At 73.0% G+C, this 24524-nt stretch carries 23 protein-coding genes and 2 pseudogenes; 7 read left to right on the top strand and 18 right to left on the bottom strand.

Annotation, left to right across the window (positions count from 1 at the left end; translation table 11 throughout):
- Positions 1–147: 147 nt before the first annotated feature.
- From argF to AB0A69_RS22150, 3 genes are all read right to left on the bottom strand, one after another.
- On the bottom strand, positions 148–1146 hold the full coding sequence (gene argF, locus AB0A69_RS22160) for an ornithine carbamoyltransferase (protein ID WP_361424496.1): 999 nt from the start codon (positions 1144–1146) through the stop codon (positions 148–150).
- Positions 1147–1352: 206 nt separating this feature from the next.
- Positions 1353–2585, bottom strand: a complete 1233-nt coding sequence (locus tag AB0A69_RS22155; protein WP_361424493.1) for an arginine deiminase — start codon at positions 2583–2585, stop codon at positions 1353–1355.
- A gap of 60 nt (positions 2586–2645) precedes the next feature.
- A complete protein-coding gene (locus AB0A69_RS22150) occupies positions 2646–4469 on the bottom strand; it encodes a hypothetical protein (protein WP_361424490.1) in 1824 nt (607 codons plus the stop codon).
- A gap of 332 nt (positions 4470–4801) precedes the next feature.
- Between AB0A69_RS22150 and AB0A69_RS22145 the strand changes: the two genes are divergently transcribed.
- Positions 4802–6265, top strand: a complete 1464-nt coding sequence (locus tag AB0A69_RS22145; RefSeq protein WP_361424488.1) for a 3' terminal RNA ribose 2'-O-methyltransferase Hen1 — start codon at positions 4802–4804, stop codon at positions 6263–6265.
- Positions 6262–8826: a polynucleotide kinase-phosphatase gene (locus tag AB0A69_RS22140; protein WP_361424485.1), complete on the top strand. Its 2565-nt coding sequence runs from the start codon at positions 6262–6264 to the stop codon at positions 8824–8826. Before AB0A69_RS22145 ends, AB0A69_RS22140 begins: the two co-directional genes overlap by 4 nt.
- Positions 8827–8854: 28 nt before the next feature.
- On the opposite strand, the pseudogene AB0A69_RS22135 reads toward AB0A69_RS22140, so the two are convergent.
- Positions 8855–8941 (bottom strand): annotated as a pseudogene (locus AB0A69_RS22135) (RidA family protein); the annotation flags it as partial.
- A gap of 47 nt (positions 8942–8988) precedes the next feature.
- Entirely contained in the window at positions 8989–9912 is a 924-nt protein-coding gene (locus AB0A69_RS22130) for an LLM class F420-dependent oxidoreductase (RefSeq protein WP_361424482.1), read from the bottom strand.
- 170 nt (positions 9913–10082) lie between these two features.
- Here AB0A69_RS22130 and AB0A69_RS22125 point away from each other — a divergent pair, with 170 nt between their 5' ends.
- Positions 10083–10265 (top strand): hypothetical protein, encoded by a 183-nt coding sequence (locus AB0A69_RS22125; RefSeq protein WP_361424479.1) that lies wholly within the window; start codon positions 10083–10085, stop codon positions 10263–10265.
- A 295-nt stretch (positions 10266–10560) separates the two neighbouring features.
- Here AB0A69_RS22125 and AB0A69_RS22120 read toward each other — a convergent pair.
- The 4 genes and pseudogenes from AB0A69_RS22120 to AB0A69_RS22105 form a co-directional block, all read right to left on the bottom strand.
- Positions 10561–10992: pseudogene (locus AB0A69_RS22120) on the bottom strand (DUF6099 family protein); the annotation flags it as partial.
- Positions 10993–11116: 124 nt separating this feature from the next.
- Entirely contained in the window at positions 11117–11485 is a 369-nt protein-coding gene (locus AB0A69_RS22115; RefSeq protein ID WP_361424476.1) for a nucleotide pyrophosphohydrolase, read from the bottom strand.
- Positions 11482–12636 (bottom strand): ATP-binding protein, encoded by a 1155-nt coding sequence (locus AB0A69_RS22110; RefSeq protein WP_361424473.1) that lies wholly within the window; start codon positions 12634–12636, stop codon positions 11482–11484. Before AB0A69_RS22110 ends, AB0A69_RS22115 begins: the two co-directional genes overlap by 4 nt.
- A gap of 54 nt (positions 12637–12690) precedes the next feature.
- On the bottom strand, positions 12691–13092 hold the full coding sequence (locus AB0A69_RS22105) for a cell division protein SepF (protein ID WP_361424470.1): 402 nt from the start codon (positions 13090–13092) through the stop codon (positions 12691–12693).
- 97 nt (positions 13093–13189) lie between these two features.
- Between AB0A69_RS22105 and AB0A69_RS22100 the strand changes: the two genes are divergently transcribed.
- On the top strand, positions 13190–15895 hold the full coding sequence (locus tag AB0A69_RS22100) for a SpoIIE family protein phosphatase (RefSeq protein WP_361424467.1): 2706 nt from the start codon (positions 13190–13192) through the stop codon (positions 15893–15895).
- Between the two features lie 9 nt (positions 15896–15904).
- On the opposite strand, the gene AB0A69_RS22095 is transcribed toward AB0A69_RS22100, so the two are convergent.
- Together AB0A69_RS22095 and AB0A69_RS22090 are read right to left on the bottom strand one after the other, a co-directional pair.
- The gene (locus AB0A69_RS22095; RefSeq protein ID WP_361424464.1) at positions 15905–16147 is read right to left on the bottom strand and encodes a hypothetical protein; all 243 of its coding nucleotides are present in this window, start codon (positions 16145–16147) and stop codon (positions 15905–15907) included.
- Positions 16148–16198: 51 nt separating this feature from the next.
- Positions 16199–16522 (bottom strand): hypothetical protein, encoded by a 324-nt coding sequence (locus AB0A69_RS22090; protein WP_361424461.1) that lies wholly within the window; start codon positions 16520–16522, stop codon positions 16199–16201.
- A gap of 285 nt (positions 16523–16807) precedes the next feature.
- On the opposite strand from AB0A69_RS22090, the gene AB0A69_RS22085 reads away from it, so the two are divergent.
- Positions 16808–17611 (top strand): ABC transporter permease, encoded by an 804-nt coding sequence (locus AB0A69_RS22085; RefSeq protein WP_361424458.1) that lies wholly within the window; start codon positions 16808–16810, stop codon positions 17609–17611.
- A 3-nt stretch (positions 17612–17614) separates the two neighbouring features.
- Entirely contained in the window at positions 17615–18373 is a 759-nt protein-coding gene (locus tag AB0A69_RS22080; protein WP_361424455.1) for an ATP-binding cassette domain-containing protein, read from the top strand.
- A gap of 70 nt (positions 18374–18443) precedes the next feature.
- Here AB0A69_RS22080 and AB0A69_RS22075 read toward each other — a convergent pair whose 3' ends face one another.
- The 7 genes from AB0A69_RS22075 to AB0A69_RS22045 all read right to left on the bottom strand — a co-directional run bounded on the left by AB0A69_RS22075 (position 18444) and on the right by AB0A69_RS22045 (position 23930).
- Entirely contained in the window at positions 18444–19232 is a 789-nt protein-coding gene (locus AB0A69_RS22075) for a DNA-binding response regulator (protein WP_361424452.1), read from the bottom strand.
- Between the two features lie 111 nt (positions 19233–19343).
- Positions 19344–19766, bottom strand: coding sequence for a DUF2511 domain-containing protein (locus AB0A69_RS22070; protein WP_361424449.1), 423 nt, complete (start codon positions 19764–19766; stop codon positions 19344–19346).
- A gap of 13 nt (positions 19767–19779) precedes the next feature.
- A complete protein-coding gene (locus tag AB0A69_RS22065) occupies positions 19780–20682 on the bottom strand; it encodes an ATP-binding cassette domain-containing protein (RefSeq protein WP_361424446.1) in 903 nt (300 codons plus the stop codon).
- Complete coding sequence (locus AB0A69_RS22060) at positions 20679–21473, bottom strand: hypothetical protein (protein WP_361424443.1); 795 nt, start codon at positions 21471–21473, stop codon at positions 20679–20681. The genes AB0A69_RS22065 and AB0A69_RS22060 overlap by 4 nt, the downstream gene beginning before the upstream one ends.
- Positions 21470–22114, bottom strand: coding sequence for a hypothetical protein (locus AB0A69_RS22055; protein ID WP_361424440.1), 645 nt, complete (start codon positions 22112–22114; stop codon positions 21470–21472). The genes AB0A69_RS22060 and AB0A69_RS22055 overlap by 4 nt, the downstream gene beginning before the upstream one ends.
- A 239-nt stretch (positions 22115–22353) precedes the next feature.
- Complete coding sequence (locus tag AB0A69_RS22050; protein ID WP_361424438.1) at positions 22354–23376, bottom strand: hypothetical protein; 1023 nt, start codon at positions 23374–23376, stop codon at positions 22354–22356.
- Positions 23373–23930 carry a sigma-70 family RNA polymerase sigma factor gene (locus AB0A69_RS22045; protein WP_361424435.1) on the bottom strand — a complete coding sequence of 186 codons (558 nt, stop codon included), beginning with the start codon at positions 23928–23930 and terminating at the stop codon, positions 23373–23375. The genes AB0A69_RS22050 and AB0A69_RS22045 overlap by 4 nt, the downstream gene beginning before the upstream one ends.
- Before the next feature lie 230 nt (positions 23931–24160).
- On the opposite strand from AB0A69_RS22045, the gene AB0A69_RS22040 reads away from it, so the two are divergent.
- Positions 24161–24331, top strand: coding sequence for a gallidermin/nisin family lantibiotic (locus tag AB0A69_RS22040; RefSeq protein WP_361424432.1), 171 nt, complete (start codon positions 24161–24163; stop codon positions 24329–24331).
- The last annotated feature ends 193 nt before the right edge of the window (positions 24332–24524 follow it).

Genomic DNA, 24524 nt, shown 5'->3' with positions numbered 1-24524 from the left:
GCGGGCTCGTGCAGGGGTGGCGCACAAGCGGAAGGGGTCCGGACATGTGAGCCCGGACCCCACCTTCTGTACCGAGACTAACCGGTACCGCGCATATTCACCCCATCGCCCGCATGGCCATCCCGGCCCCCCGGGGCCGATGCGGAATCAGCCGAGGGTGGCGACCAGCACCGCCTTGATGGTGTGCATGCGGTTCTCGGCCTCGTCGAAGACGACGGAGTGCTCCGACTCGAAGACCTCGTCCGTGACCTCCAGCTCGGTCAGGCCGTGCCGCTCGTGGATGTCGCGGCCGACCGCCGTGCCCAGGTCGTGGAAGGCGGGCAGGCAGTGCAGGAACTTCACCCCGGGATTGCCGGTGGCGCGCAGCACGTCCATGGTCACGGCGTACGGGGCCAGGGCGGCGATGCGCTCGTCCCACACCTCCTTCGGCTCGCCCATCGAGACCCAGACGTCGGTGGCGACGAAGTCGGCGCCCCGGACCCCCTCGGCGACGTCCTCGGTGAGCGTGACGCGCGCCCCGCTGGCCTCGGCGAGCTCGCGCGCCTTCGCCACGACGGCCTCGGCCGGCCAGAACTCCTTGGGCGCCACGATCCGTACGTCCATGCCGAGCAGGGCACCGGTGACGAGGTAGGAGTTGCCCATGTTGTAGCGGCCGTCGCCCAGGTAGGCGAAGGCGACGGCCTCCAGGGGCTTGTCGGTGTGCTCGGTCATGGTGAGCACGTCGGCGAGCATCTGGGTGGGGTGCCAGTCGTCGGTCAGGCCGTTGTAGACCGGGACCCCGGCGTACGCGGCCAGCTCCTCGACCGTCGCCTGCGCGTCGCCCCGGTACTCGATCGCGTCGAACATCCGACCGAGTACGCGGGCGGTGTCCTTGACCGACTCCTTGTGGCCGATCTGCGAGCCGGAGGGGTCCAGGTAGGTGGTGGAGGCACCCTGATCGGCCGCCGCGACCTCGAACGCGCAGCGCGTGCGCGTGGAGGTCTTCTCGAAGATCAGCGCGATGTTCCGACCCCGCAGCCGCTGGACCTCGGTCCCCGCCTTCTTCGCCGACTTGAGTTCGGCGGCCAGTTCGATCAGGCTGCGGAACTCGTCGGCGGTGAAGTCCAGCTCCTTGAGGAAGTGGCGGCCGGTGAGATCGGTGGCCATGGGGCGCTCCTGGGTTACGGGGGTCGGGGACTGTGGAAGTCTATACGAAGGTCGGCATTTCTATTCGTTCGCTTCCGTGAGGTACGCCTCAGCGGCGCGGCGGCAGGGGCGAGGCGCGGACGCCCGGCGCGGCGGCCTGGGCGAGACGCGGGCGCCCCGGCCCGGCTCAGGCGCGACGCGGGCGCCCGGCCCGGCTCAGACGAACCTCATATGGCGTCACGCTCGACCGGGCAGCTCATGCAGCGCGGACCGCCCCGGCCGCGCCCCAGCTCACTGCCCGGGATCTCGATCACCTCGATGCCCTCCCGCCGCAGGTGCGTGTTGGTGGTGACGTTCCGCTCGTACGCGACCACGACCCCGGGCTCCACCGCCAGCACGTTGCAGCCGTCGTCCCACTGCTCCCGCTCGGCCGCGTGCACGTCCTGCGTCGCCGTCAGCACCCGGATGGAGGTCATGCCGAGCGCCGCCGCGATGGCGCTGTGCATGTGCTCGGGCGGGTGGTCGGAGACCTTGAGCGTGCCCATCCGGTCCCCGGGGTCGATGGTGTACGAGCGGAGCATGCCGAGCCCCGCGTACTGCGTGAACGTGTCCGGCGCCACCATCGTCATCACGGTGTCCAGGTGCATGAACGCGCGGCTCTTCGGCATGTCCAGCGCCACGATCGTGCGCGCCGAGCCGGCCGCGAACATGCCGCGGGCCAGCATCTCCACCGCCTGCGGGGTGGTCCGCTCGCTCATCCCGATCAGCACCGCGCCGTTGCCGAGGACCAGGACGTCGCCGCCCTCGATGGTGGACGGGTAGTCGTCCTGCCCCTCCGACCAGTGGTGGAACGCGCCCGCCTCCGGGCCGGTGAAGAGGGGGTGGTGCTTGTAGATCGCCTCGAAGTGCACGGTCTCGCGCTGCCGGGCGGGGTAGCGCATGGCGTTGATGGCGACGCCGTTGTAGATCCAGGCCGAGGTGTCCCGGGTGAAGAGGTGGTTCGGCAGGGGCGGCAGCAGGAAGTCGTCCAGGTCCATCACGTGGAACCGGACGGAGGTCGGCTCGGGGTGGCCGGCGAGGTACTCGCGCTTCGTCATCCCGCCGACCAGCGCTTCGACGAGCCTGGCCGTCTCCATCTCGTCGAAGACTGCCCTGAGGTGGTCCGTGGCGAGCGGCCCGTACTCCTTCTCGTCGAAGACCCGGTCGAGGACGAGCTTCCTGGCGGCCGGCAACTCCAGTGCCTCGCGCAGCAGATCGCCGAAGAGGTGGACGGTCACGCCCCGGTCGCGCAGCACGTCGGCGAACCCGTCGTGTTCCTGGCGGGCCCGCCGCACCCAGAGCACGTCGTCGAAGAGGAGCCGCTCCTTGTTGCTGGGCGTGAGCCGCTTCAGCTCCAGGTCGGGCCGGTGCAGGATGACGCGGCGGAGCCGCCCGGTCTCGGAATCGACATGGAATCCCATGCACCCATCCTGGCCGAGCCGCGCGCTCGGCGCGCCCCCGCCTACGGCACGAACGTACCGTCAGAACGCCGTCAGCAGCGTGATGAGCACCAGGAGGAGGACGACGAGGGCGGCGCTGAGTCCGTAGAGGACGAGGCGGCCGTCCTGTGCGGAGAGCCCGGCGGGCGCGGACGGGGGATCCGACGGGGGCTGCGCCCGGGGTACGGACTCGGGTTCCGCCTCCGATTCCGGTTCCGGCGGCTTCGGGTCCTGCTTGGGCTCCTGCTCCTGCTCCTGCTCCGGCTCCGGCTTCGGCTTCGGCTTCGGCTTCGGCGGAGGCTCGGCGGTGTAGGAGGCCATGAGCAGGGCCTGCCACGCCGCCTCGGGCAGGCGCGGCTCGTCGCTCTCCACGATCCGCCGGACCGCCGCCCGGGCGGCCCGGTGCGGGCCGGTGCTGAGCCGGGGCAGCAGGACCGCCACCCGGTCGGCGACGCGCGGGTCGCCCAGCAGCGGGCGGACCGCCCAGCGGTAGACGGACGCGGCGTTGGCGGCGCGCACCTCGCAGTCGGGGTCGCCGAGGCCTACGGGCCGGTCGGTGAGGAAGAGCTCCTGGTCGAGCAGGACGACGCACAACTGGGTGCGCGTCTCGCGGTTCCAGGACGGCCACCGCTCGACGGCCTCCTCCATGAGCCGCGTCAGCACGTCGTACGGGACGGGCCGGCGCAGCGCCCGCAGGAGCTCGGTGTCCGGGGCCACCGCCGCCGCCTCGCGCGGCAGCGGCACGCCCGCCTCGGCGACGGCGGCGAGCGCGGCGGGCAGTCGGCCGGGGCGCCGCGGGCGGGAGCGCCCTACGCGGTGCAGCGGCCCGCGCGGCCCGCGCCGGGGCACCGGCCAGTCGGGGGCGGCGGGGCTGCCTGGTACCGCCGCCTGTGTCCGTGTACGCGTAGGCGTAGGCGTACGGGTAGGCGTAGGCGTACGGGTGCCGGGCTCGTTCTCGAGCAGTGCGAGGGCGCGTTCCGCGATGTCCAGCAGCGTGCCCGGCCCCTGCTCCGCGGCGGCCCGGAGCGTGGCGCCGACGTCGGACCGCAGATGGCTCGCCACCAGCCGCCGCGCGATCCCGTCCGCCCGGTCGGCGCGCCGCTCCAGGGGGTCGGTCCGCCGCCGCGAGCCGCCGCCCGGCGGCGCACCGGAACCGGCCAGGCTCCCGGCGAAGACGAACCGCACGTCGTCCGTCTCGGCGGTGTCGCGCGTGGCGAAGGTCCAGCCGTCCCCGGCCTCGCCCTCGGCGGCGAACCCGCCCCCGGCGGCGTACGCGCCGAAGATCTCGTGCAGGCCCCACAGCACCCGGCAGGCCGTCTCGCCGCCCGACGGGTCCAGCAGGGTGAAGCGGGCGCCGGGGTCGCGCAGCAGCTCGGCGACCGCGCCCGTCAGCTCGTCCCGCGCGCGCCGCAGCGTCCGCGCCAGCAGCGTCCGGCCCTCGCGTGCCGTCGGTTCCAGCGCGGCCAGGGGCACGGGCGGGAGCGTCCCGCTCGCCCGGGGCGGCAGCCTGCCGCCCTGCCAGCACCAGCCGTGGAGCCCCAGGCAGGTCACCGGAGTGAGGAGCTCCGCCGCTCCGACGAGCGCGTGGCAGAGGGGCCCCGTGCCGCCGCCCGTGTCGCGCCACGGCGACCGGTGCACGAGCAGGACGTCGTCCCCGTACCGCAGGCGCAGCAGCGCCGGCCCGGGGTCCTCGCCGCCGGGGCCCGGCAGCAGGGCGGCGGCCCGGTGGAAGACGGCGTCGGCCATGTCGCGGCTGTGGGACCAGGCGACCGGACCGAACCCTCCGTCGGCGTGGGGGCGGAGGACGATCTGGTGCACCGTCGTGTGTTCGGGGCGGTCGGGTGGTGGAGCGGTGCGCGGGCTCATGTGCCGTCCCAGTCGTCGGTTCGTCGGGGTGGCGGTGGGCCGTCCCCTCCCTCGGTCCACCGCCACCGGTAAGGGGAGACATCGCCCCTCCCAACTGACCCTTTTTCAGGCCCAGTTGGGAGGCCGTCACTCCACGCGTCCACGAACGTACGGGCTCGTCCCGACCTGCGTCAACACGCTCCGGGGGCCACGAAACGGTGCACCTTTCCATGCTCCCCGTGCGCCTCCCCACGCCTCGGCGCGCGCCTCCTCGCCCGCGTCCCGTACCTCCGCGGCGATCCGCGACCGAAATTCCATGGTTGGAGAAGGCCGCCTCGTCGATACTCGGACACGTGTTCCTGACGATCAGTACGACCGGTACCCCTGAACGCCCCGCCACCGACCTCGGATTCCTCCTCCACAAGCATCCGGACAAGGCGCAGGCGTTCTCCACCTCCTACGGCACGGCCCACGTCCTCTACCCGGAGGCGTCGCCCGAGCGCTGCACGGCGGCGCTGCTGCTGGAGGTGGATCCCGTCGCGCTCGTACGCCGCGGCAAGGGCAAGGGGCGCGGCGGCGCACCCGACCAGGCGCTCGCGCAGTACGTCAACGACCGGCCGTACGCCGCCTCCTCGCTGCTCGCCGTCGCCCTCGGCAACGTCTTCTCCAGTGCGCTCAAGGGGCAGTGCCAGGCCCGGCCGGAGCTCGTCGGCCAGGCGCTGCCGCTGCGCGTGGAGGTGCCGGCGCTGCCCGCGCGCGGCGGCGCCGAGCTCGTACGGAAGCTGTTCGAACCGCTGGGATGGGCGGTGACGGCGGAGCCGGTGGTGCTCGACGAGCGGTTCCCGGAGTGGGGCGAGTCCCGCTACGTCCGCCTCGTACTGGAGGGTGAGCAGCGGCTCGCCGACGCCCTGCGTCACCTGTACGTGCTGCTGCCGGTGCTGGACGACGCCAAGCACTACTGGGTCTCGCCGGACGAGGTCGACAAGCTGCTGCGGGTCGGCGAGGGCTGGCTGCCCGGGCACCCGGAGCACAAGCTGATCACCAGCCGCTACCTGGCGCGCCGCTGGTCGCTGACGCGTGAGGCGATGGAGCGCATCGAGCTGGCGCGGCTGGCCGCGGCGGACGACAGCGACGTCGAGGAGATCGACAACGCCGTCGACGAGGACACCGACACGGAGGAGCGCCCGGTGCCGCTGGCGGTCCAGCGGCGCGAGGCGATCATCGAGGCGCTGCGCGGCGCGGGTGCGAGCCGGGTTCTCGACCTGGGCTGCGGGCAGGGCCAGTTGGTGCGCGAGCTGCTGAAGGACCCGCGCTTCACCGAGATCGTCGGTGTCGACGTGTCGATGCGGGCGCTGTCCCTGGCGGCGCGGCGGCTGCGGATCGAGCGCATGGGCGAGCGGCAGTCGGAGCGCGTACGGCTCTTCCAGGGCTCGCTCGCGTACACCGACAAGCGGCTCAAGGGGTACGACGCGGCCGTGCTCAGCGAGGTCATCGAGCACCTCGACCTGGAGCGGCTGCCCGCGCTGGAGTACGCCGTGTTCGGCGCGGCCCGCCCGGCGACCGTGCTCGTGACGACGCCGAACGTCGAGTACAACGTCCGCTGGGAGACCCTCCCGGCCGGACACGTACGCCATGGCGACCACCGCTTCGAGTGGACGCGTGCGGAGTTCCGCGACTGGGCCGTGGCGGTCGCCGAACGTCACGGGTACGGCGTGGAGTTCGTGGCCGTCGGGCCCGACGACCCCGAGGTCGGTCCGCCGACGCAGATGGCCGTGTTCGCGCTGGCCGCCCCCGTATCCGAGGAGAAGGCCGCATGACCGAGACCGAAACCATCAAGCGCAGGCTGCCGGTCACCGACCTGTCCCTCGTCGTCCTCATCGGTGCCACGGGCTCCGGCAAGTCGACCTTCGCGCGCAAGCACTTCAAGCCGACGGAGATCATCTCGTCGGACTTCTGCCGCGGCCTCGTCGCCGACGACGAGAACGACCAGAGCGCGAGCCGCGACGCCTTCGACGTCCTGCACTACATCGCCGGGAAGCGCCTCGCGGCCGGCCGGCTGACGGTGGTCGACGCGACCAGCGTGCAGCAGGAGAGCCGCCGGCAGCTGGTGCGCCTCGCGCGCGAGCACGACGTGCTGCCCATCGCCATCGTGCTGGACCTGCCGGAGGAGGTGTGCGCGGCGCGCAACGCCGCCCGGCCGGACCGGGCGGGCATGCCGCGCCACGTCATCCAGCGCCACCGGCGCGAGCTGCGCCGTTCGCTGCGCGGCCTGGAGCGCGAGGGCTTCCGCAAGGTGCACGTGCTGCGCAGCGTCGAGGAGGTCGAGGCGGCCGAGGTCGTCCTGGAGAAGCGGTTCAACGACCTGCGTCACCTGACCGGGCCGTTCGACATCATCGGCGACATCCACGGCTGCTCCTCCGAGCTGGAGACCCTGCTCGCCAAGCTCGGGTACGTCGACGGCCACCACCCCGAGGGGCGTACCGCCGTCTTCGTCGGCGACCTCGTCGACCGGGGGCCGGACAGCCCGGGCGTGCTGCGGCGCGTCATGGGCATGGTCGCCGCGGGCGACGCGCTGTGCGTACCCGGCAACCACGAGAACAAGCTGGGCCGCTGGCTGAACGGCAAGAACGTCCAGCACACGCACGGCCTCGCCGAGACCATCGAGCAGCTGGAGCGCGAGAGCGACGAGTTCCGGGCGCAGGTGCGGGAGTTCATCGCGGGCCTGGTCAGCCACTACGTCCTGGACGAGGGCAGGCTCGTCGTCTGTCACGCGGGCCTGCCGGAGAAGTACCACGGCCGCACGTCCGGGCGGGTGCGCTCGCACGCGCTGTACGGCGACACGACCGGCGAGACGGACGAGTTCGGCCTGCCGGTGCGCTACCCGTGGGCGGAGGACTACCGGGGCCGGGCGGCCGTGGTCTACGGCCACACGCCGGTTCCGAACACCTCGTGGATCAACAACACCATCTGCCTCGACACCGGCGCGGTGTTCGGCGGCAGGATGACGGCGCTGCGCTGGCCGGAGCGCGAACTCGTCGACGTACCGGCCGAGAAGGTCTGGTACGAGCCGGTCAAGCCGCTCGCCACCGAGGCGCCCGGCGGCCACCAGGGGCGGCCGCTGGACCTCGCCGACGTGCACGGGCGCCGGGTCGTCGAGACGCGTTACGCGGGCAACGTCGGTGTGCGCGAGGAGAACGCCGCGGCGGCGCTGGAGGTGATGAGCCGCTTCGCCGTCGACCCGCGGCTCGTGCCGTACCTACCGCCGACCATGGCGCCCACCGCCACGTCGAGCCGCGAGGGCTACCTGGAGCACCCGGCCGAGGCGTTCGCCGCCTACGCCGCCGACGGTGTGGCGCGGGTGGTCTGCGAGGAGAAGCACATGGGGTCGCGGGCCGTGGCCCTGGTGTGCCGGGACGCGGAGGCCGCGCGGGAGCACTTCGGCGTGGAGCCGGGGCCGACCGGGGCCACCGGGCCCACCGGGTCCCTGTACACCCGCACCGGGCGGCCCTTCTTCGACGACGCCTCGGTCACGGAGGAGATCCTCGGCCGTCTGCGCCCGGCGCTGACGGCGGCCGGGCTGTGGGAGGAGCTCGACACGGACTGGCTGCTGCTCGACGCCGAGCTGATGCCCTGGTCCCTCAAGGCCTCCGGTCTGCTGCGCACGCAGTACGCGGCGGTGGGCGCCGCGTCGTCGGCCGTCTTCCCCGGTGCGCTCGCCGCGCTGGAGGCGGCCGCCGCCCGCGGGGTCGAGGTCGGCGGGCTGCTGGCGCGGCAGCGCGACCGGGCGGTCGACGCGGCCGCCTTCACGGAGGCGTACCGCCGCTACTGCTGGACCACGGACGGACTGGACGGTGTCGAACTGGCGCCGTTCCAACTGCTCGCCGCGCGGGGCCGCAGCCTCGCCGCGCTCCCGCACGACGAACAGCTGGCCCTGATCGACCGCATGGTGGAGCACGACACCACCGGTCTGCTCCGGACCACCCGGCGTCTCTACGTCGACACCGGCGACGAGGCGTCGGTCGCGGCCGGTATCGACTGGTGGCTGGAGATGACCGGCCGCGGCGGCGAGGGCATGGTCGTCAAGCCGCTCCAGGCCCTCGCCCACGACGGCAAGGGCCGCCTCATCCAGCCCGGCATCAAGTGCCGGGGCCGCGAGTACCTGCGGATCATCTACGGCCCCGAGTACACGCGCCCCGACAACCTCGACCGCCTGCGCTCCCGCTTCCTGGGCCACAAGCGCTCCCTCGCCCTGCGCGAGTACGCCCTGGGCCTGGAAGCCCTCTCCCGGCTCGCCGACGGCGAACCCCTGTGGCGCGTCCACGAAGCGGTCTTCGCGGTCCTCGCCCTGGAGTCGGAACCGGTGGACCCGCGGTTGTAGCGGGCGTCGAGGTCACCTCACACGACGGTCACGCGACGGCGGTCCCCTCCAGCTCCACCAGCTGGCCGGGGACCGCCAGCCGTGTCACCCCGAGCATCGTGGTGGCCGGCGCCACCCTCAGTCCAGGTGCCCTCAAGTCCAGGCGTCCTCAGCCAGGCGTCCTCAGTCCAGCTGCGACTGCACCTGCGACGAGATCAGCTCCAGGTGGTCCAGGTCCGTCAGGTCCAGGAGCTGGAGGTAGATCCGCGACGAGCCGAGGCTCGCGTAGCGGCCGATCTTGTCCACGACTTCGGCGGGTGAGCCCGCGAGGCCGTTCGCCTTCAGTTCGTCCACGTCCCGGCCGATGGCGGCCGCGCGGCGGGCGACCTCGGCGTCGTCCTTGCCGACGCAGACGACCAGCGCGTTGGAGTACACGAGGTCGTCCGGGCGGCGGCCGAACTCCTCCGCGGCCGTCCGGACCCGGCCGAACTGCTCCCGCGTGGCCTCCAGCGAGGCGAACGGGATGTTGAACTCGTCGGCGTACCGCGCGGCCAGCCGCGGGGTGCGCGTGGCGCCGTGGCCGCCGATCAGCACCGGCACCTTGGCCTGGGCGGGCTTGGGCAGGGCGGGCGAGTCGGTCAGCTGGTAGTACCTCCCCTCGTACGAGAACGTCTTGCCGGCCTCCGTCTCCCACAGGCCGGTGACGATGGCCAGCTGCTCCTCCAGGCGCCCGAACTTCTCCTTCGGGAAGGGGATGCCGTACGCCTGGTGCTCCTCCTCGAACCAGCCGGCTCCCAGCCCGAGCTCGACGCGGCCGCCCGACATCTGGTCGACCTGCGCGACCTGGATCGCGAGCACGCCCGGCAGCCGGAAGGTCGCGGCGGTCATCAACGTGCCGAGGCGGATCCGCTTGGTCTCCCGGGCGAGGCCGGCCAGCGTGATCCAGGCGTCGGTGGGCCCGGGCAGGCCGTCCACGGACCCCATGCGGAGATAGTGGTCCGAGCGGAAGAAGGCGTCGAATCCGAGGTCCTCGGTCGCCTTGGCGACGGTCAACAGGGTGTCGTAGCTCGCCCCTTGCTGGGGCTCGGTGAAGATGCGGAGATCCATGCCCCCCATCCTGCCCGTTCGAACGGGCGTCATTTCACGGGCTCGCCCGGGTGAAGATCCATGAACCTGGTGACTCGCCGCCCGTACCCGTCGTTGGCTCGGCTGGAGCCGGACCGCCCGGCCCGCGTGCCGGCGGCAGCTGTCGGCACGTCGTTGCCGAGGAGGCCCTCATGTCCCAGGAAGCAATGCCCGAGCAGCAACAGGGCGCCGGCGCCCCCAAGGGCCTGCTGCAGCAGATGGAGGAGTTGATGGCGGCGCTCACCGCCGATCTCTCGCAGCTCGACGCCGACCTCCAGGGCTCGGCCGACCGCGGCCGCGCCGCCGGCGAGGCCGCCCCCGAGCGACCGGCCTGACACTCGGCCCGGCGCTCCCTCCGGCGTCCCGGCGGTGCACTCCCGGTCATGGCGGGCCCGCCATCGAGTCCGCCGCGTCCGTCAGATCGGTCGACAGGCCGGTCGGCAGGTTGGTCGGCAGATCCGTTGGCAGATCGATCGACAGACCGGCCAGCTCCTCCCAGCCCTTTAAGCCCTTCAGGTCCTTCAGGTCCTTCGCATCCTTCGGCGGCTCCGACGGATCCACCGGGTCGCGCGCCGACCGCTCCTCGTCGGGCGGCACGGGCGATCCTGAGGGTCTGCCCGACTGCCGCGCGGTGAGTCTGCGCAGCATGACGCGCACCCGGTCACTGGACTCGTCGGCGGCGTCGATCGCCTCGATGCACTGCCAGTACAGCCCCTCCTCGTCGGTGGCGCAGGCGACGCCGACGAGCGCCATGCCCACCTCGCCCAGCAGCGCGCCCAGCGCCCGTAACGTGCCTCGCACATCGGCGACACCCGTCAGGCGGGCGGCCCGCACGCCCCCGTCGCGCAGCCCGGGATGGTCGGGCACGGTGCCGCCGCGCCCGCCGATCTCGCTGAGTCCCCGCGCGTCGTTGCGCAGCTCCGGCGGCCCCGTCAGCGCCAGGCGACGGCCGATGGCCTGGGCGAGCGCCTGTGCCTGCCAGGCCTCCGCCACGATGTCGAGCGCCACCCGGCTCTCCGCCAGTCCACCCCGACCCGCCGTGATCAGTCGTTCCGCGTCCATCCGAGCCGCCCCCGTTCGTACGTCTGTCCGCCACTCTTTCACTACCCAGAGTGAGGCTGAACGGACCCAAAAGCCAGGGGAATTCGGAAATCTGTGGACAGGAAACTCAGTGTGAATAACTCGATCACTCCGGAGAGTGACGGTCGTCCCGTGCGGCGCGCCCCGGTGGCCGCCCCACCGGGAAACGGAGCTCGTTGCGGTCGATCTTCGCGGAGAGCGCCGCCAGCGGGTCGACGCCCAGCACGCCGCAGAACTGCAGCAGGTAGGCGAGCACGTCCGCGACCTCGTCGGCGACCCGGTGCGCCGTCTCCGGCTCCTCCATCACCCGCGCCGCTTCCTCGGGTGTCAACCACTGGAAGATCTCCAGCAGTTCGGCGGCCTCGACGCTCAGCGCCGCGGCCAGGTTCTTCGGCGTGTGGTACGGCTGCCACTCGCGCGCCGCCGCGAACTCCGCCAGTCGGCGCTGCAGTTCTCGTACATCCGGTTCCGTCACGGCCCCAGGTCTACCACCGTCACCCCCTCCCGCCCGCGCACGGCCCCCGCCACCGCCTCACCGGCCGTCCCCACCAGCCGCATGTGGCCCTCCCCGCAGATCAGCGCGGCCAGCGCAACCAGTTCCCGCGCCTGGCGCCCGTCCAGGTCCCGGTCGAAGCCGTCCGCGAGGACGGTGAGGGTCTGCAGCGCTCCGGGCACCTCCACCGCCTGATCGACGGCGAGCACCCGCGGCCCGGTCAGCAGCACCAGCGCGAGCGCCAGGTACCGCAGCTCGCCGTCGCCGAGCCGCTCCAGCGGCGTGCCGTGCCGCGACGCGCCGGCGCCCCGGTCGAGTACCGCGCGCACCCTGCCGTCCGCGAGCCGCTCCACGCCCACGTCCCGTACCGGCCCCGCGCACCCCGCCCGGGCCGCGGCCGCCAGCCGGGCGTGGCGCCGCGCGCAGTCGGCGCGCGTACGGTGCAGCACCTCCGCGAGGTTCTCGCAGCCGCGCCGCAGCCGGCCGTCCCCCGGCTCCACCGGCGCCCGCATCCGGTCGGGCCGCGGCTGGCACGGGAAGACGGACCGCAGCGCCAGGACGACCTGTTCGGCCGCGGCCAGCACCCGCCGCTGCCCGTCCGTCCGCCCCGCCACCCGCAGTGGCAGCAGCGCCGTGCCGAGCCGGTCGTCGGGCAGCTGCTCACGCGTCATGGACGCCGGGCCGGCCGTGAGCCACTCGGCCCGCACGGTGCCCCGCCGCGGGTCGTGCGGCGCGGTGGCCAGCAGTATCCGCCCGTCGGCGTCCGTCAGCCGCTCGCTCACGATGCGGGGTTCGGGTTCCGCCTGCACGGCGAGGTCGAGCCGTACGGGGCCGGCCGGGCCGTCCACGGTGCAGCCGATCCTGAACCCCCGCCGCCCCTGCGCGTCCGCCGCCGCGCCGTCCGGTACGCAGCCGGCCGGGTCCGGGAACGCCCGGCCGAGCGCCGCTCCCCCGCCGAGCAGCGCGAGTGCCTCGTACGCCTGGACCGCACTGGACTTGCCGCTTCCGCTCGGCCCCGCGAAGAGGGTGACGGGGCCGAGTGGGAGGGCCGCCCCGCGGTGCGCTCTGAAGGCGGAGAGCCGCAGCTGTGTGAGGGCGGGGCGGGCCGGGTGCGTGGTGTGGGTGCGGTCCATGGCCGGACCGTACGGTCACGCGTGCGCGGCGAACCGATTCACCCGGACGGGCTCCTACGAATGGGGGACGGCCGTCTCGGCCGCCGCGCCCTCGACCTCGGTCCCGACCGGCGCCAGCAGGAAGACGTTCCGGTCCACCCGGTGCATGCCGCTGCCGAGCCCGAAGACGACGCCGCTGCTGAAGTCGAGGATCCGCTTGGCGACTTCGGCGTCCGCCCCGGTGAGGTCCAGCAGGACCGGGATCTGCGCGATGAGGTACTCGGCGACCTCCCGCGCGTCCGCGAAGACCTGCACCCGCAGTACGACCATGCGGCGCTGCTCGGCGGCCTCGTAATCCTGCGGGATCGTCCGGTGGTCGATCCTGGACGGCCACTCGTTGCGCCCCCGAAGCGGGACCACCTGGGCCAGGCCCTCCCACTGTTCGTCGGTGACGTCGTACCTCTCGTACCTACTCATGGACCTATCCTCGCCCGCCTCACCCGTTCGGCCCAACTACGACACTCAGCGTGTCCCGCGCGGCGGAGGCCGGAGAGCTCATATGAGAAAATGAGACATGGCCGGACTTTTCGGCCGCTTGCGTTCGCGCTTGAGCACGCGTGCCGTCGCCAGCCAGGTGTTCGCCCTGCAAGCGGCGGTGGTGCTGCTGCTCGTCGTCGCCGCCGTGGTGGCGCTCGTGCTGCAGTCGCGCACCGACAGCGAGCGCGAAGCGCGTCAGCGCTCGGCCGCCGTGGCCGAGACCTTCGCGAGGGCGCCCGGCGTAGCCGCCGCCCTGACCGGACCCGACCCGTCCGCCGTCCTCCAGCCGCACGCCGAACGGCTCCGCGAGGCGTCCGGCGTGGACTTCGTCGTCGTGATGTCCCCCGACGGCACGCGTCACACCCACCCGAACCCGGACCTGATCGGCGAGCGGTACATCGGCACCATCGCCCCCGCCGTGGCCGGCGGCACCGTGACGGAGACCGTCGACGGCTCCCTCGGCCCCGCCATTCAGCACGTCGTCCCGGTCACCGGTCCCGGCGGCCGGGTCGTGGGGCTCGTCTCGACCGGGATCACCGTCGACGAGGTGAGTGGTGTCGTCGAACACCAGCTGCCCGTCGTCTTCGGCTCCGCGGCCGCCGCCCTCGCCCTCGCGACGGCCGGCGCCGCCCTGGTCAGCAGGCGGCTGCGGCACCAGACCCATGGCCTCGGGCCGGCCGAGATGGCCCGGATGTACGAACACCACGACGCCGTCCTGCACTCCGTCCGGGAGGGCGTGCTCATCCTCGACGGCGGCCACCGGCTCCTGCTCGCCAACGACGAGGCGCGCCGACTGCTCGGTCTGCCCCCGGACGCGGAGGGCCGCCACGTCGGCGACCTGGGCATCGAGCCGGGAATGGCCCGGCTGCTGGACTCCGGGCGGCCGGCCACCGACGAGGTCCACCCGGCCCGCGACCGGCTTCTCGCCGTCAGCCTGCGGTTGACCGGAGACCGTACCGGAGGGCCGCCCGGCGCCGTCGCCACCTTGCGGGACACCACGGAACTCCGGCAGGTCACCAGCCGGGCGGACCGCACCCAGAGCCGCCTCGAGTTGCTGTACGACGCGGGCGTGGAGATCGGCACCAGCCTCGACGTCGTACGCACCTCCCAGGAGCTCGCCCGGTTCGCGGTGCCACGGTTCGCCGACTTCGTCACCGTCGACGTCCCCGACGCCGTGCTGCGCGGCGGTGAGCCCACGGGCACCGGCTCCCTCCGCGAGATGCGCCGGGTCGCGTACTGCGGCATCCGGGACGACACGCCACTCCACCCCGCCGGCACCCTCATCCGGTTCCTGCCCCACACTCCGCAGGCGCGCGGCTTCGACACCGGCAGCGCCGTACTGGAGGCGGACATGACCGCGCTCCACGGCTGGCAGTCGCAGGAACCGGACCGGGCCCGCCGGCTCGTCGCGTACGGCATCCACTCGATGATCGCCGCCCCGCTGCGGGCACGGGGCGTCATCATGGGCGTGGCCACCTTCTGGCGCGCCGACGAGCCCGAGCCCTTCGACGAGGGCGATGTGTCCCTCGCCGAGGAACTGGTCGCCCGCGCGGCCGTCAGCATCGACAACGCCCGCCGCTACACCCGCGAACACACCATGGCGGTCACCCTCCAGCGCAGCCTGCTGCCCCGCTCCCTGCCCGGGCACACCGCCCTGGAGATCGCGCACCGCTACCTGCCCGCGCAGGCCGGGCAAGGCGGACAGGGGGGCGTCGGCGGCGACTGGTTCGACGTCATCCCGCTGCCCGGCACGCGGGTCGGTCTCGTCGTCGGAGACGTGGTGGGGCACGGCATCCGGGCCGCCGCCACCATGGGGCGGCTGCGCACCGCGGTCCACAACTTCGCCGCCCTCGACCTGGCCCCCGACGAACTGCTCTGGCACATGGACGAACTGGTCGCCCGGATCGACCAGGACGACAGCGGGGACGGCGACGCGCTGACGGTCACCGGGGCGACCTGCCTGTACGCCGTGTACGACCCGGTCTCGGGCGTGTGCACCATGGCCCGCGCCGGTCACGTCGAACCCGCGATCGTGTACCCCGACGGGCGCGCGGAGTTCCCCGGCCTGCCCACCGGGCCGCCGCTCGGGCTCGGCGGCCTGCCCTTCGAGAGGGCCGAGGTGCACCTGCCCGAGGGCAGCAGCCTGGTGCTCTACACCGATGGACTGCTGGAGGACCGCGACCGGGACCGCGACCTCGACGAGGGCCTCCGGCTGCTGCGCCGCACCCTCGCGCACCCGGACCGGACACCCGAGGAGACCTGCCGCGCGCTCCTGGACGCCCTGCTGCCCGAGCGGCCCCGCGACGACGTCGCGCTCGTCGTCGCCCGGACGCGGACGCTGGCGCCGGACCGCACCGCCACCTGGGACGTGCCCGCGGAACCTGCCGCCGTGGGGCGCGTCCGGGCGGAGGCCCGGCGGACGCTGGAGGCGTGGGGGCTGGCCGACGAGGCATTCGCCACCGAGCTCGTTCTCGGCGAGCTCGTCACCAACGCCGTACGCCACGCCGCCGCCCCGATCCGCGTACGGCTGATCCGTGACCGGGCGCTGATCTGCGAGGTCTCCGACGGCAGCAGCACGGCCCCGCACCTGCGGTGGGCGGCGGAGACGGACGAGGGCGGGCGGGGGCTGTTCCTGGTGTCCCAGTTCGCGGAGCGCTGGGGCACCAGATACACCGGGACGGGCAAGGTCGTCTGGGCGGAACACCCCCTGCGCGAGCGGACCTCGGGAGTCCCGCGGTCCTAGCTTGGTGCTCTACCCGCCGTCGCGGTCCTCGGCCGCGGCCCCCTCGATGCGGGCCTGTTCGAGGAGCTCCTCGTACGCGTCGTCGAGGTCCGTCCCGTGCAGCAGCATCACCGACCACGGGACCGGGCAGGGCGGCGCGTGGTCGGGGTCCGGGCACAGCAGCCTGGTGATGCGCTCCTTGACCTCTTCGGCCTGCTTCTCGGTGGCGTAGATACCCAGCCGTACTTCCCAGACACTCGGGTCCTCGGACATCGCGCACCTGTTCCTGTGCCAGTTCGTGCCGGTGAGAAGGGACGTTCGACGCTACCAGACGCGCTTGGTGTCGCAGTGGCGCTTGTAGTGGCCCTGCGGGACGGGCACGTTGCGCTGGGCGTCGTGGATGGCCGCTTCCTTGCTGTTGCCCGTGCCGTCGGCGCGCTCGTACCCGACGACGTTGTTGTCGCTGATGCGGACGATCTGGCACTGGACCGTGGCGTGCCAGGTCTTCATGACCTGGATCCCGCCGAGGGTGGCCGGTGCCGCGGGGGCCGCAGGGGCCGCTGAGGCGGCGGGCGCGAGGAGGCCGCCGAGGGTGAGGGCGAGGGCGGCCGCCGCAAGGGTGCGGTGGAGCGGGCGGAGTGTCTTCATGGGTCCTCCCCGAGGACTGGTGGGACGACGATGAGCCATGCCCCGGACCGGCCGACGGGGGATTCGACCGGTCCGGGCTCTACGACCCTCGCACTCCGGCACCGCCCCGTGTGCCCCCTGGCAGCGGGGTTGGCAGTCCCGTGTCAGCTGTCCGCCGACTGCCAGCCGACGCGGCACACGGTGGCAGCATCCGGCGTTCCCGGCGGTGAACCGGGCCGCGCGGCCGCGCTACGTACAGGGCGTAACCGCAAGCGGCCAGGCCCACGGGGCCGGGTAGGAGAACCCATGGCGTACGACACGGCTGCCCCGCCCCTGGCGGGTCGGCGCGACAATCCCTCGCTGGTGACTGTGGTGGGCACCGAGCTCGCCCGCCACAAGCGGGGGTTCATCCCCTGGTACCACCTCCTCGCGCCCGTGATCATCACGGTTCCGCTGTTCCTCGGCGCGCTCGGCTCGTCCGAGGCGAAGGCGGGCCAGACCTTCGAGGTCTTCCGGAACGTGACCCTGGAGTTCTGGGGCGTGCTCGTGCCGATGACGGCGGGCCTGGCCGCGGCGCTGTCGGTCCGGGCCGACCAGGACGCCTGGCGGCTGCTGCTGTCGTACGGCGTGCCCCGCGGGCGGTACTTCGTCGGCAAGGTCGCCGCACTCGGCGTCCTCGGGTTCGTCTCCTCGACCGTGCTGCTGGTCATGCTCTCGCTCGGCGCGGCGGTCAGCGGGCGGTTCCCGGGGGCCCTGGGGACGGTGGTCGCGGCGGTGTACCTGCCGTGGCTGGTGGGCCTGTCCATGACGGCCCTGGCCGTGCTCGTCGCCGTGGTGTGGGGCATGGGCCCCAGCATCGGCGTGGGCGTGGCCGGGCTGCTGAGCGGGGCCCTCGTCTCGGACAAGGACTTCTGGTACGCGGTGCCCTTCGCCTGGCCCATGCGGGTGGTGCTGCCGCTCGCCGGGATCGGGCCCAACGGTGTACCGCTGCCCGAGGACAGTCCGGTGACGGCGATGTCCGCCATTCCGGTCGCCTTGGTCCTCGCCTTCGCCCTGACCGCGATCCTGCTGGTCGTCGGCAGTCTGCACATGCGCCGTAAGGAGATCTGACCCATGACCACGCCGACCACCCCCGCCGCGCCGGGCTCCCCCGTCACGCCGACGCCCGCGCTGCGCATCCGCGAGCTGCACAAGCACTACGGCTCCCACCGCGCCCTCGACGGGGTCGACCTCACCGTCGGGACGGGCGAGGTCTACGGCCTGCTCGGGCCCAACGGCGCCGGCAAGACGACCCTGATGAAGGCGCTGCTGGGCCTTCAGCGGCCCACTTCGGGATCCATCGAGATCTTCGGCAAGCCCGTGGGACGGGAGTCGCTGGCCGATGTCGGCGCCCTGATCGAAGTACCGGGGCTGTGGCCGACCCTGACCGGGGACGAGACCCTCAAGGTCCACGCCAAGCTGCGGTGCGTGCCCGAGGAGTGGATCGAACCGGCGCTCAGCCTCGTCAAGATGACCGACGCGCGCGACCGGAGGGTCGGCGCCTACTCCCTCGGCATGCGCTGGCGGCTGGGCATCGCCGTCGCCCTGCTGGCCCGGCCGCGGCTGATCGTCCTCGACGAGCCGACCAACGGCCTCGACCCCGTCGGCATCCGCGAGATGCGGGGCATCATCCGCTCACTGGCCGGCGAAGGTGTGGCCGTGCTCATCGCCAGCCACCAGCTCGCCGAAGTCGCCCAGGTCTGTGACCGGGTCCAGGTCCTGGCGTCGGGCCGCACCCAGTACGAAGGGCCGCTGGCGGGCCTCGCCGTCGACGGAGACGTGGAAGCCGGCTTCTTCCGGCTGCTCGAAAGCGCCGATGCGGGTATCCGCTGACCGGCCCGGTGGACGGCACCGCTGATGGGCCCCGCCGACGCGAGCGTCACGGGGCCCATCAGCGAGGGCTTCAGCCCGCGCGAGCCGTCAACGCCTGGCGGCGCGGGCTCAGGCGCGCGCCCAACACGGCGGCCATCGACATCAGTTCGGCACGGCCGGTGACACCCAGATCGTCGTACAGCCTGCGGATGCGGCGGTACATGGACCGCTCGGAGCAGTAGTGGCGTCGGGCGATCTCCGACACGGTCATCGACGTACAGAGCATGCGTGCCAGCTCCAGGTCTCCCTCGCACAGGGCCGGCGGGTGCGACGCCTGCTGATACGTCCTGGGGCGGGCCGGCTCCTCGGGCTGGTGCTGGTGCTGGTGCTCGTCGTGGCTGCGGATGGCCTGGAGCCAGGGCGCGGCAGGTCCGGCCGCAGCCGGGTCGGCCTGTTCGGCCGGTTCGGTGGGCTCGCACCGGGTGGCGGTCATGCTGTGGGCCCGCAACTGCGCATACAGCATGTCGATTTGGCTTTCGGCCGGTATCGCGAGGTTGAGGACGAAGTTCGCACCGGAGCGGATGGCGTAGTAGGTGCGGTATCCCGAGACGTCGGTGGTGACGGCGATGAGCAGGGAGAGGGGGTGCCGTACGCGTACGGCACGGAGGCCTTCGGCCTGGAATTCGCTGGTGACCGGTATCAGTACGGGCAGCTCGATGGCGTCGCCGGGTGCGGTGAGGTCTTCGTCGTCGACGAAGTCGACGCGGTCGAGGATGGTGCGGACCGTGCTGAGTGGGGCGTTCGGGGAGTCGAGGTGGGTTTGGAGGCCGGCGTGGGCGAGGACGTGGATGTGGCTGGTGTGTGTGGCGTGCGGGTGCAAGGGCGTGTCCCCCGTGGTCGTCCCGTGGTCATCGGTGGTCGGGCCGATGATCGGGTGCGTGGTGCTGCTGGTGGGGTGCGCGTGCCCGGCGGTGTCCCGTGCCGGGTGCTGTCACCGGGAGAATCGGCAGAGTTTCATGGTGGTGCTGAGGAGGGTGCCGAGGCTGACTTTGTCGCCGCCGTCGCCGGTGGCGCGTACGGCGTCGATGTCGCGGTAGCCGGCTTCTTCGGCGCGGTCGTTGAGGGCGTAGGTGGTGCCGTCGGGGGCGGTGAAGACGGCTTGTTCGCCTTTTCGGCATTCGGCGGTGCCGTGGTCGACGGTGAGGGGCCACATGTAGCCGAGGTTCTTCTCGCTCAGCTGCTGGCTGGCGGCGGTGGGGCTGGGCAGGGGGACGGGTTCTTTGGTGGCGGGGTCGGTGCGGCCGCCGCCTCCGCACGCGGTGAGGCCGACGGTGACGGTGAGGGTGAGGCCGCTGAGGAGGAGGGCCAGGGTGGTGTGGGTGCGGTGGCGGGTGGTGGTGTGTGTCGTCTTCACGGGTGTGACTGCCTCACTGTCGGAGTGTGCTGGTGGGGTGGTGGGTGGCGCCGTCGGCGGCGAGGAGGGCGGCGTAGCCGTCTTCGAGTGAGGGCTCGACGGGGCGTGCTCCGGCGGGCGGGGTAGTGGTGACGATGCGGTATTCGGTGCCTTCCGCGGTGGTGACGGCGCTGACGACTTCGGCGCCGGCGGGCGGGCCACCGGGGCCGGTGGCACGGGTGGTGTAGGTGCAGCCGGCGGCCTGGCTGACGAGGGCGCTGGTGGTGTCGTGGAAGACGAGCCGGCCGGTGGAGAGGACGGCTACTTCGGGGCAGGTCTGGGCGACGTCGTCGAGGATGTGGGTGGAGAGGAGGACGGTGCGGCCGTGGCCGAGTCCGGCGAGGAGGGTGCGGAAGCGCATGCGTTCGTGCGGGTCGAGGCCGGTGGTGGGTTCGTCGACGATGAGGACGGATGGGTTGCCCATGAGGGCTTGGGCGATGCCGACGCGGCGTTTCATGCCGCCGGAGAATCCGGCGAGGCGTTCGCGGGCGCGGTCTTGGAGGCCGACTTCGGCGATGTGCTCGTCGACTTGTCGGCGGCGTTCGCGTTTGTCGTGGATGCCTTTGAGGACGCCGATGTAGTCGAGGAATTCACGGGTGGTGAGGTCGGGGTAGAGGGCGAGTTCCTGCGGGAGGTAGCCGAGGGTGCGTTTGACGGCGGTGAGGCCGGCGCTGGTGGACAGGTCGTGTCCGGCGACGGTGACGCGTCCGGAGGTGGGGCGCAGGACTCCGGTGAGGATGCGGAGGAGGGTGGTTTTGCCTGCGCCGTTGGCTCCGAGGAGTCCGACGGTGCCGCTTTCGATGTGGAGGTCGACGGCGTCGAGGGCGCGGCGGCCGCCGGGGTGGATTTTGGTGAGCTGCTCGGTGGTGATGTTCATGATGCTCCGTGGTGTGTGGCGCGGGCGACGAGGTGTCCGAGTGCGTAGCAGACGGCGGCCATGGCGAGGACGAGGGCGACGTTCAGCAGGGCGGTGGTGTCGCTGACGGCGGGGCGCAGCGCGCCGGTGCCCTGCCGGGTCGCCCACACGTGCGGCGCGTGTGCCCACGCCACCAGGGCGTAGCCGCCGAGTGGTGACAGGACGGTGCCGGTCGCGGTGGGGAGCGGTGAGAAGGTCGGCGGGAAGTGGCAGGCCCAGAGCCACAGTACGGCGGTGACGGCGCGGGCGGCGGCGACTGGCAGGAGTACGCCGAGGAGTCCGGCGAGCGCGGTGACGAGGAGCGCGGCGGGGAGCACGGCGGTGGTCAGGGCGATGGCGGCGGAGCCGAGGGGGGCGAGGGTGCCGCTGGTGGCCGAGACGACGGTGGCGTAGAGGAGGAAGAGGGCGGCGACGGGGCCGAGGGCGGTGAGGAGGGGGCCTGCGAGGGCTCCGGCGGTACGTGGGAGAAGGCGCGCCGGGGTGGCGGCGAGCAGTTCGGGCATGCCGCGGGCTTCGATGTCGCGGCGGAGGCGGTCGGCGAGGGCGAGGCCGACGCCGAGGGTGCAGAGGGTGTTGACGAGGACGGCGGCGGCGCCGGTGCGGGCGGCGGGGTCGCCGTGTCCGGTGACGACGGGTGAGGTCGCGGCGAGCAGCAGGCTGAGCAGGGCCAGTGGCAGGACGGCGCCCCAGACGATTTTGCGACGGGCGGCCATGAGGGCCTCGTACCGCAGGGTCCACAGCAGTGCGGTCATGCTTCCTCCCGGGTGCCGAGGTGCGGTCCGGCGGTGTGGCGCAGGCGGGTGCCGGTCGGTCCGCCGGGGCCGAGGGCGCGCAGGGCGAGGGCGGTGAGCCAGGCCCCGGCGAGGAGGGCGGGCACGGCTTGCGCGGCTCCGTCCGGTACGACGCGGTCGACGAGCAGGAGTTTGGCGAGGACGGCGGCGACGACGAGGCCGGTGGCGGGGGCGGCGGAGCCGGTCCGTACGGTCGCCCAGACGGCGGCGCCGCTCAGCAGGGCGGCGAGTCCGGCCAGTTCCAGCAGGGCGGGTGCGGGATCGAGGTCGCGCCCGGTGGCCGCGAGGAGCGTCACGAGCGCGACGGCGGCGACGGAGGTGACGGCGGCGGGCCAGGCGAGGCGGCGGGCGACGGTGCGTGCGTACGGCGTGGGCAGGGAGAGGTGCAGTTCGAGCATCGGCTCGCGGGCGACGATCGCCGCGCAGGCCAGTGCGGTGGCGGCGGGCAGCGCGGTGGTCAGCAGGGCGCGGCCGAGGAGCGCGCCGCCGTCGGGGCCGGTGGCCATCGCCGCGTACGCGAGGAGGGCGGCCAGCAGGGGCAGTGCGTAGGCCTGCCTCCCGCAGCGGCGCACCTCGTGCGTCCACCAGGTCGCAGCGGTCATGTCGGCTCCTCCCGTTTCGGCTCCCTCCTCAGGGGGCCGGCCGTGCGTGGTGTACCGCCGCCCGGTGTCGGCTACCGGGATGCCGGCCGGAAGCGGCGGTACTCCCTGTACGTAGCGGCGCGGCCTGGGGTGGTTCACGGTCGGCGCGTACGAATGCGCCGATGTGGACGACGAGCACGGGACTCGGTCGCGGGCGCGGGCTGCAGGCCGCAGGCGCGGGGGTGTCGGGCGGGCGGGGCCTACGACGACGGTGTGGCGGAGGCGCCGAAGGAGCGCATGGCGGTGGCGGCCCAGGCCAGCAGGGCGGCGGCCAGCAGGAGGGTCCACGGCGTGGTGGCCAGCAGGACGTCGAGCAGGCCGTCGAAGGGGGTGGCGAGGATGCCCTGGGGCCCGCCGAACACGCCCAGCATCCAGAGTGTGGCGCCGGATGCCGCGCCGACGGCCGGTGAGTGCCGGACGGCGAGGGCGAGGGCGAGGGAGGCGGCGAGCAGGGCTTCGCCGAGCCAGCTGGACACCACGGGCCACCACCCTGGCCCGTCGACGAGTGTCGAGCAGGCCATGGCGAGGGCCACGTCGACGGCGAGCACCACGGTGAGGCGGGCGAGGAACACGGCGGCCGGCGGCACGGGGAGGGTGAAGAGCAGTTCGCGCCGGGGGTCCCGGGCGGGTGAGGCGACCATGAGCGCGCCGAACATCACCAGCAGGACGGCCACGGCGCCGAAGAGCCGTACGGCGAACCGGTCCGGTACGTGCGCGGACGCGAGGAGGGCGGCGCCGACGAATCCGGCGGCGCTGAGGGGTGCCCAGAGGCTGGTCATCAGCGTGGCCTGTCTGACGGCGAGTTGCCATGCGGTGCGCCAGGGGCGGGCGACGCCGGGGGTGCTGGCCGGGGCCGGGGCCAGGGCCGGGGAAACGGCTCGGCGAGGGTCGCCGGCGGGGCTGGCGGGGCTGGCGGGGCTGGTGAGGTCGGCGAGGGCGTGGCCGAGCAGGGCGTCGAAGGGTGGCGGGGTGATGACGGCCTCGGTCGGGGTGGCCGCTTCGGCCGGTGCCGGGGTTTCCGTGACGCGTACCGCCGCGCCGATGTCCTGCCAGACGGCGAGGCGGGTTCGGCAGTCGGGGCAGCGCGTGAGGTGCGTGCGGTGGGGTGTGGTGTCGTCCGGGTGGGGGGTGCGGGTGGCGAGGCGCGCCAGGACGTCGTCGGTGAGGTGTTCGGCGAGGGAGTGGGGCTGGTGGGGCTTGTGGGGGTGGTGGTGGTCGGTCATCGTCGTCCCGTTCCTTCCAGCCGCGTGGCGGCGAGCATGCTGCCCAGCCGCCTTCGCGCGTGGGACATCCGGCTTTTGACGGTACCCACCGGGATGGCGAGCACGGTGGCCACTTCGGGGTAGGCCAGTTCCTCGATGAGGACGAGCGCGAGCACTTCGCGGAGGTGTTCGGGGAGGGCGCGTACGGCTGCGGCGAGTTCGGTGCGTTCGGCTTCTTTCAGGATGTGGTCCTCCACGCTGGGTGCGGGGTCGGGGACGTCCTGGGCTTCGGCGAGGTCGGTGAGTTGCGGCCGGGATCTGCGGAGCTGGTTGTGGGCTTGGCGTCTGGCGACGCCGAGGAGCCAGCCGCGCACGCTGGAGTCGCCTCGGAAGCCGCCCGCCGAGCGCCATACGGCGAGCCATGCCTCTTGGAGGATCTCCTCGGCGACTCCCTGGTCGGAGGTGAGCCGGCGGATGAGGCGGAGCATGGCGGTGGCGTGCCGCTCGTAGAGGGCGCGGAGGGCGGTTTGGTCGCCGCGGGCCACGGCGGTCAGCAGAGCTTCGTCCGAACACACATCACGTACGTATCCAGATCGGGCGCGTCGGTTCACGGTCCCGCGCCACCGAATTGATGTACGACCGGAAACCGACGGGCGGGCGAGGGCGGTGCGGCCGTCCTGCCAGCGAACTGCCATGACTGCCAAGCCGGGCGGAAGCCATTGATCGGGCATCTCGCGGCGTGATTCGGTGGGGCACCGGATCGCGGTCCACGAACATCCATTCGGTTTCAACGGAGGAGTTCAGCATGGGAATCAACGCCCCTGCTCCGTCGCAGAACGACGGAAACCTGTTCGACCTGGACCTGGAGATCGGCGTGGAGCAGTCCGTCGCCGGCCCGGCCATCACGAGCATCTCCTACTGCACCCCGGGCTGCACCAGCGAGGGCGGCGGCTCCGGCTGCAGCCACTGCTGCTGAACCGCCTAGCGTGACGCGTCCGTGGGGCCGGGGCCGGCGGGTCGCCCGCCCCGGTCCCACGGGCGTTCAGGGCCGTACGGAGGAGGAGAGGGAGACCCGTGGGGGAAGCGGCACCGGAGACATCACCGGCACGGCCGGCACTGTTCGAGGCGAAGGACGTCTTCCTGCACCGGGCACCGCTGGCCCCGGAGAC

Origin of the sequence: Streptomyces sp. NPDC045431, assembly GCF_040646655.1 — a bacterium.
In the GTDB taxonomy this organism is placed as follows: domain Bacteria; phylum Actinomycetota; class Actinomycetes; order Streptomycetales; family Streptomycetaceae; genus Streptomyces.
The sequence above is the reverse complement of the archived record's forward strand: the minus strand, read 5'-3'. Positions and strand labels throughout refer to the sequence as shown.

Coding starts and splice junctions, on each gene's coding strand:
- argF (WP_361424496.1), bottom strand. CDS start 1,146: ATGGCCACCGATCTCACCGGCCGCCACTTCCTCAAGGAGCTGGACTTC.
- AB0A69_RS22130 (WP_361424482.1), bottom strand. CDS start 9,912: ATGGATCTCCGCATCTTCACCGAGCCCCAGCAAGGGGCGAGCTACGAC.
- AB0A69_RS22080 (WP_361424455.1), top strand. CDS start 17,615: ATGACCACGCCGACCACCCCCGCCGCGCCGGGCTCCCCCGTCACGCCG.
- AB0A69_RS22150 (WP_361424490.1), bottom strand. CDS start 4,469: ATGAGCCCGCGCACCGCTCCACCACCCGACCGCCCCGAACACACGACG.
- AB0A69_RS22050 (WP_361424438.1), bottom strand. CDS start 23,376: ATGACCGACCACCACCACCCCCACAAGCCCCACCAGCCCCACTCCCTC.
- AB0A69_RS22065 (WP_361424446.1), bottom strand. CDS start 20,682: ATGAACATCACCACCGAGCAGCTCACCAAAATCCACCCCGGCGGCCGC.
- AB0A69_RS22060 (WP_361424443.1), bottom strand. CDS start 21,473: ATGACCGCACTGCTGTGGACCCTGCGGTACGAGGCCCTCATGGCCGCC.
- AB0A69_RS22125 (WP_361424479.1), top strand. CDS start 10,083: ATGTCCCAGGAAGCAATGCCCGAGCAGCAACAGGGCGCCGGCGCCCCC.
- AB0A69_RS22155 (WP_361424493.1), bottom strand. CDS start 2,585: ATGGGATTCCATGTCGATTCCGAGACCGGGCGGCTCCGCCGCGTCATC.
- AB0A69_RS22055 (WP_361424440.1), bottom strand. CDS start 22,114: ATGACCGCTGCGACCTGGTGGACGCACGAGGTGCGCCGCTGCGGGAGG.
- AB0A69_RS22040 (WP_361424432.1), top strand. CDS start 24,161: ATGGGAATCAACGCCCCTGCTCCGTCGCAGAACGACGGAAACCTGTTC.
- AB0A69_RS22140 (WP_361424485.1), top strand. CDS start 6,262: ATGACCGAGACCGAAACCATCAAGCGCAGGCTGCCGGTCACCGACCTG.
- AB0A69_RS22105 (WP_361424470.1), bottom strand. CDS start 13,092: ATGAGTAGGTACGAGAGGTACGACGTCACCGACGAACAGTGGGAGGGC.
- AB0A69_RS22095 (WP_361424464.1), bottom strand. CDS start 16,147: ATGTCCGAGGACCCGAGTGTCTGGGAAGTACGGCTGGGTATCTACGCC.
- AB0A69_RS22090 (WP_361424461.1), bottom strand. CDS start 16,522: ATGAAGACACTCCGCCCGCTCCACCGCACCCTTGCGGCGGCCGCCCTC.
- AB0A69_RS22110 (WP_361424473.1), bottom strand. CDS start 12,636: ATGGACCGCACCCACACCACGCACCCGGCCCGCCCCGCCCTCACACAG.
- AB0A69_RS22085 (WP_361424458.1), top strand. CDS start 16,808: ATGGCGTACGACACGGCTGCCCCGCCCCTGGCGGGTCGGCGCGACAAT.
- AB0A69_RS22100 (WP_361424467.1), top strand. CDS start 13,190: ATGGCCGGACTTTTCGGCCGCTTGCGTTCGCGCTTGAGCACGCGTGCC.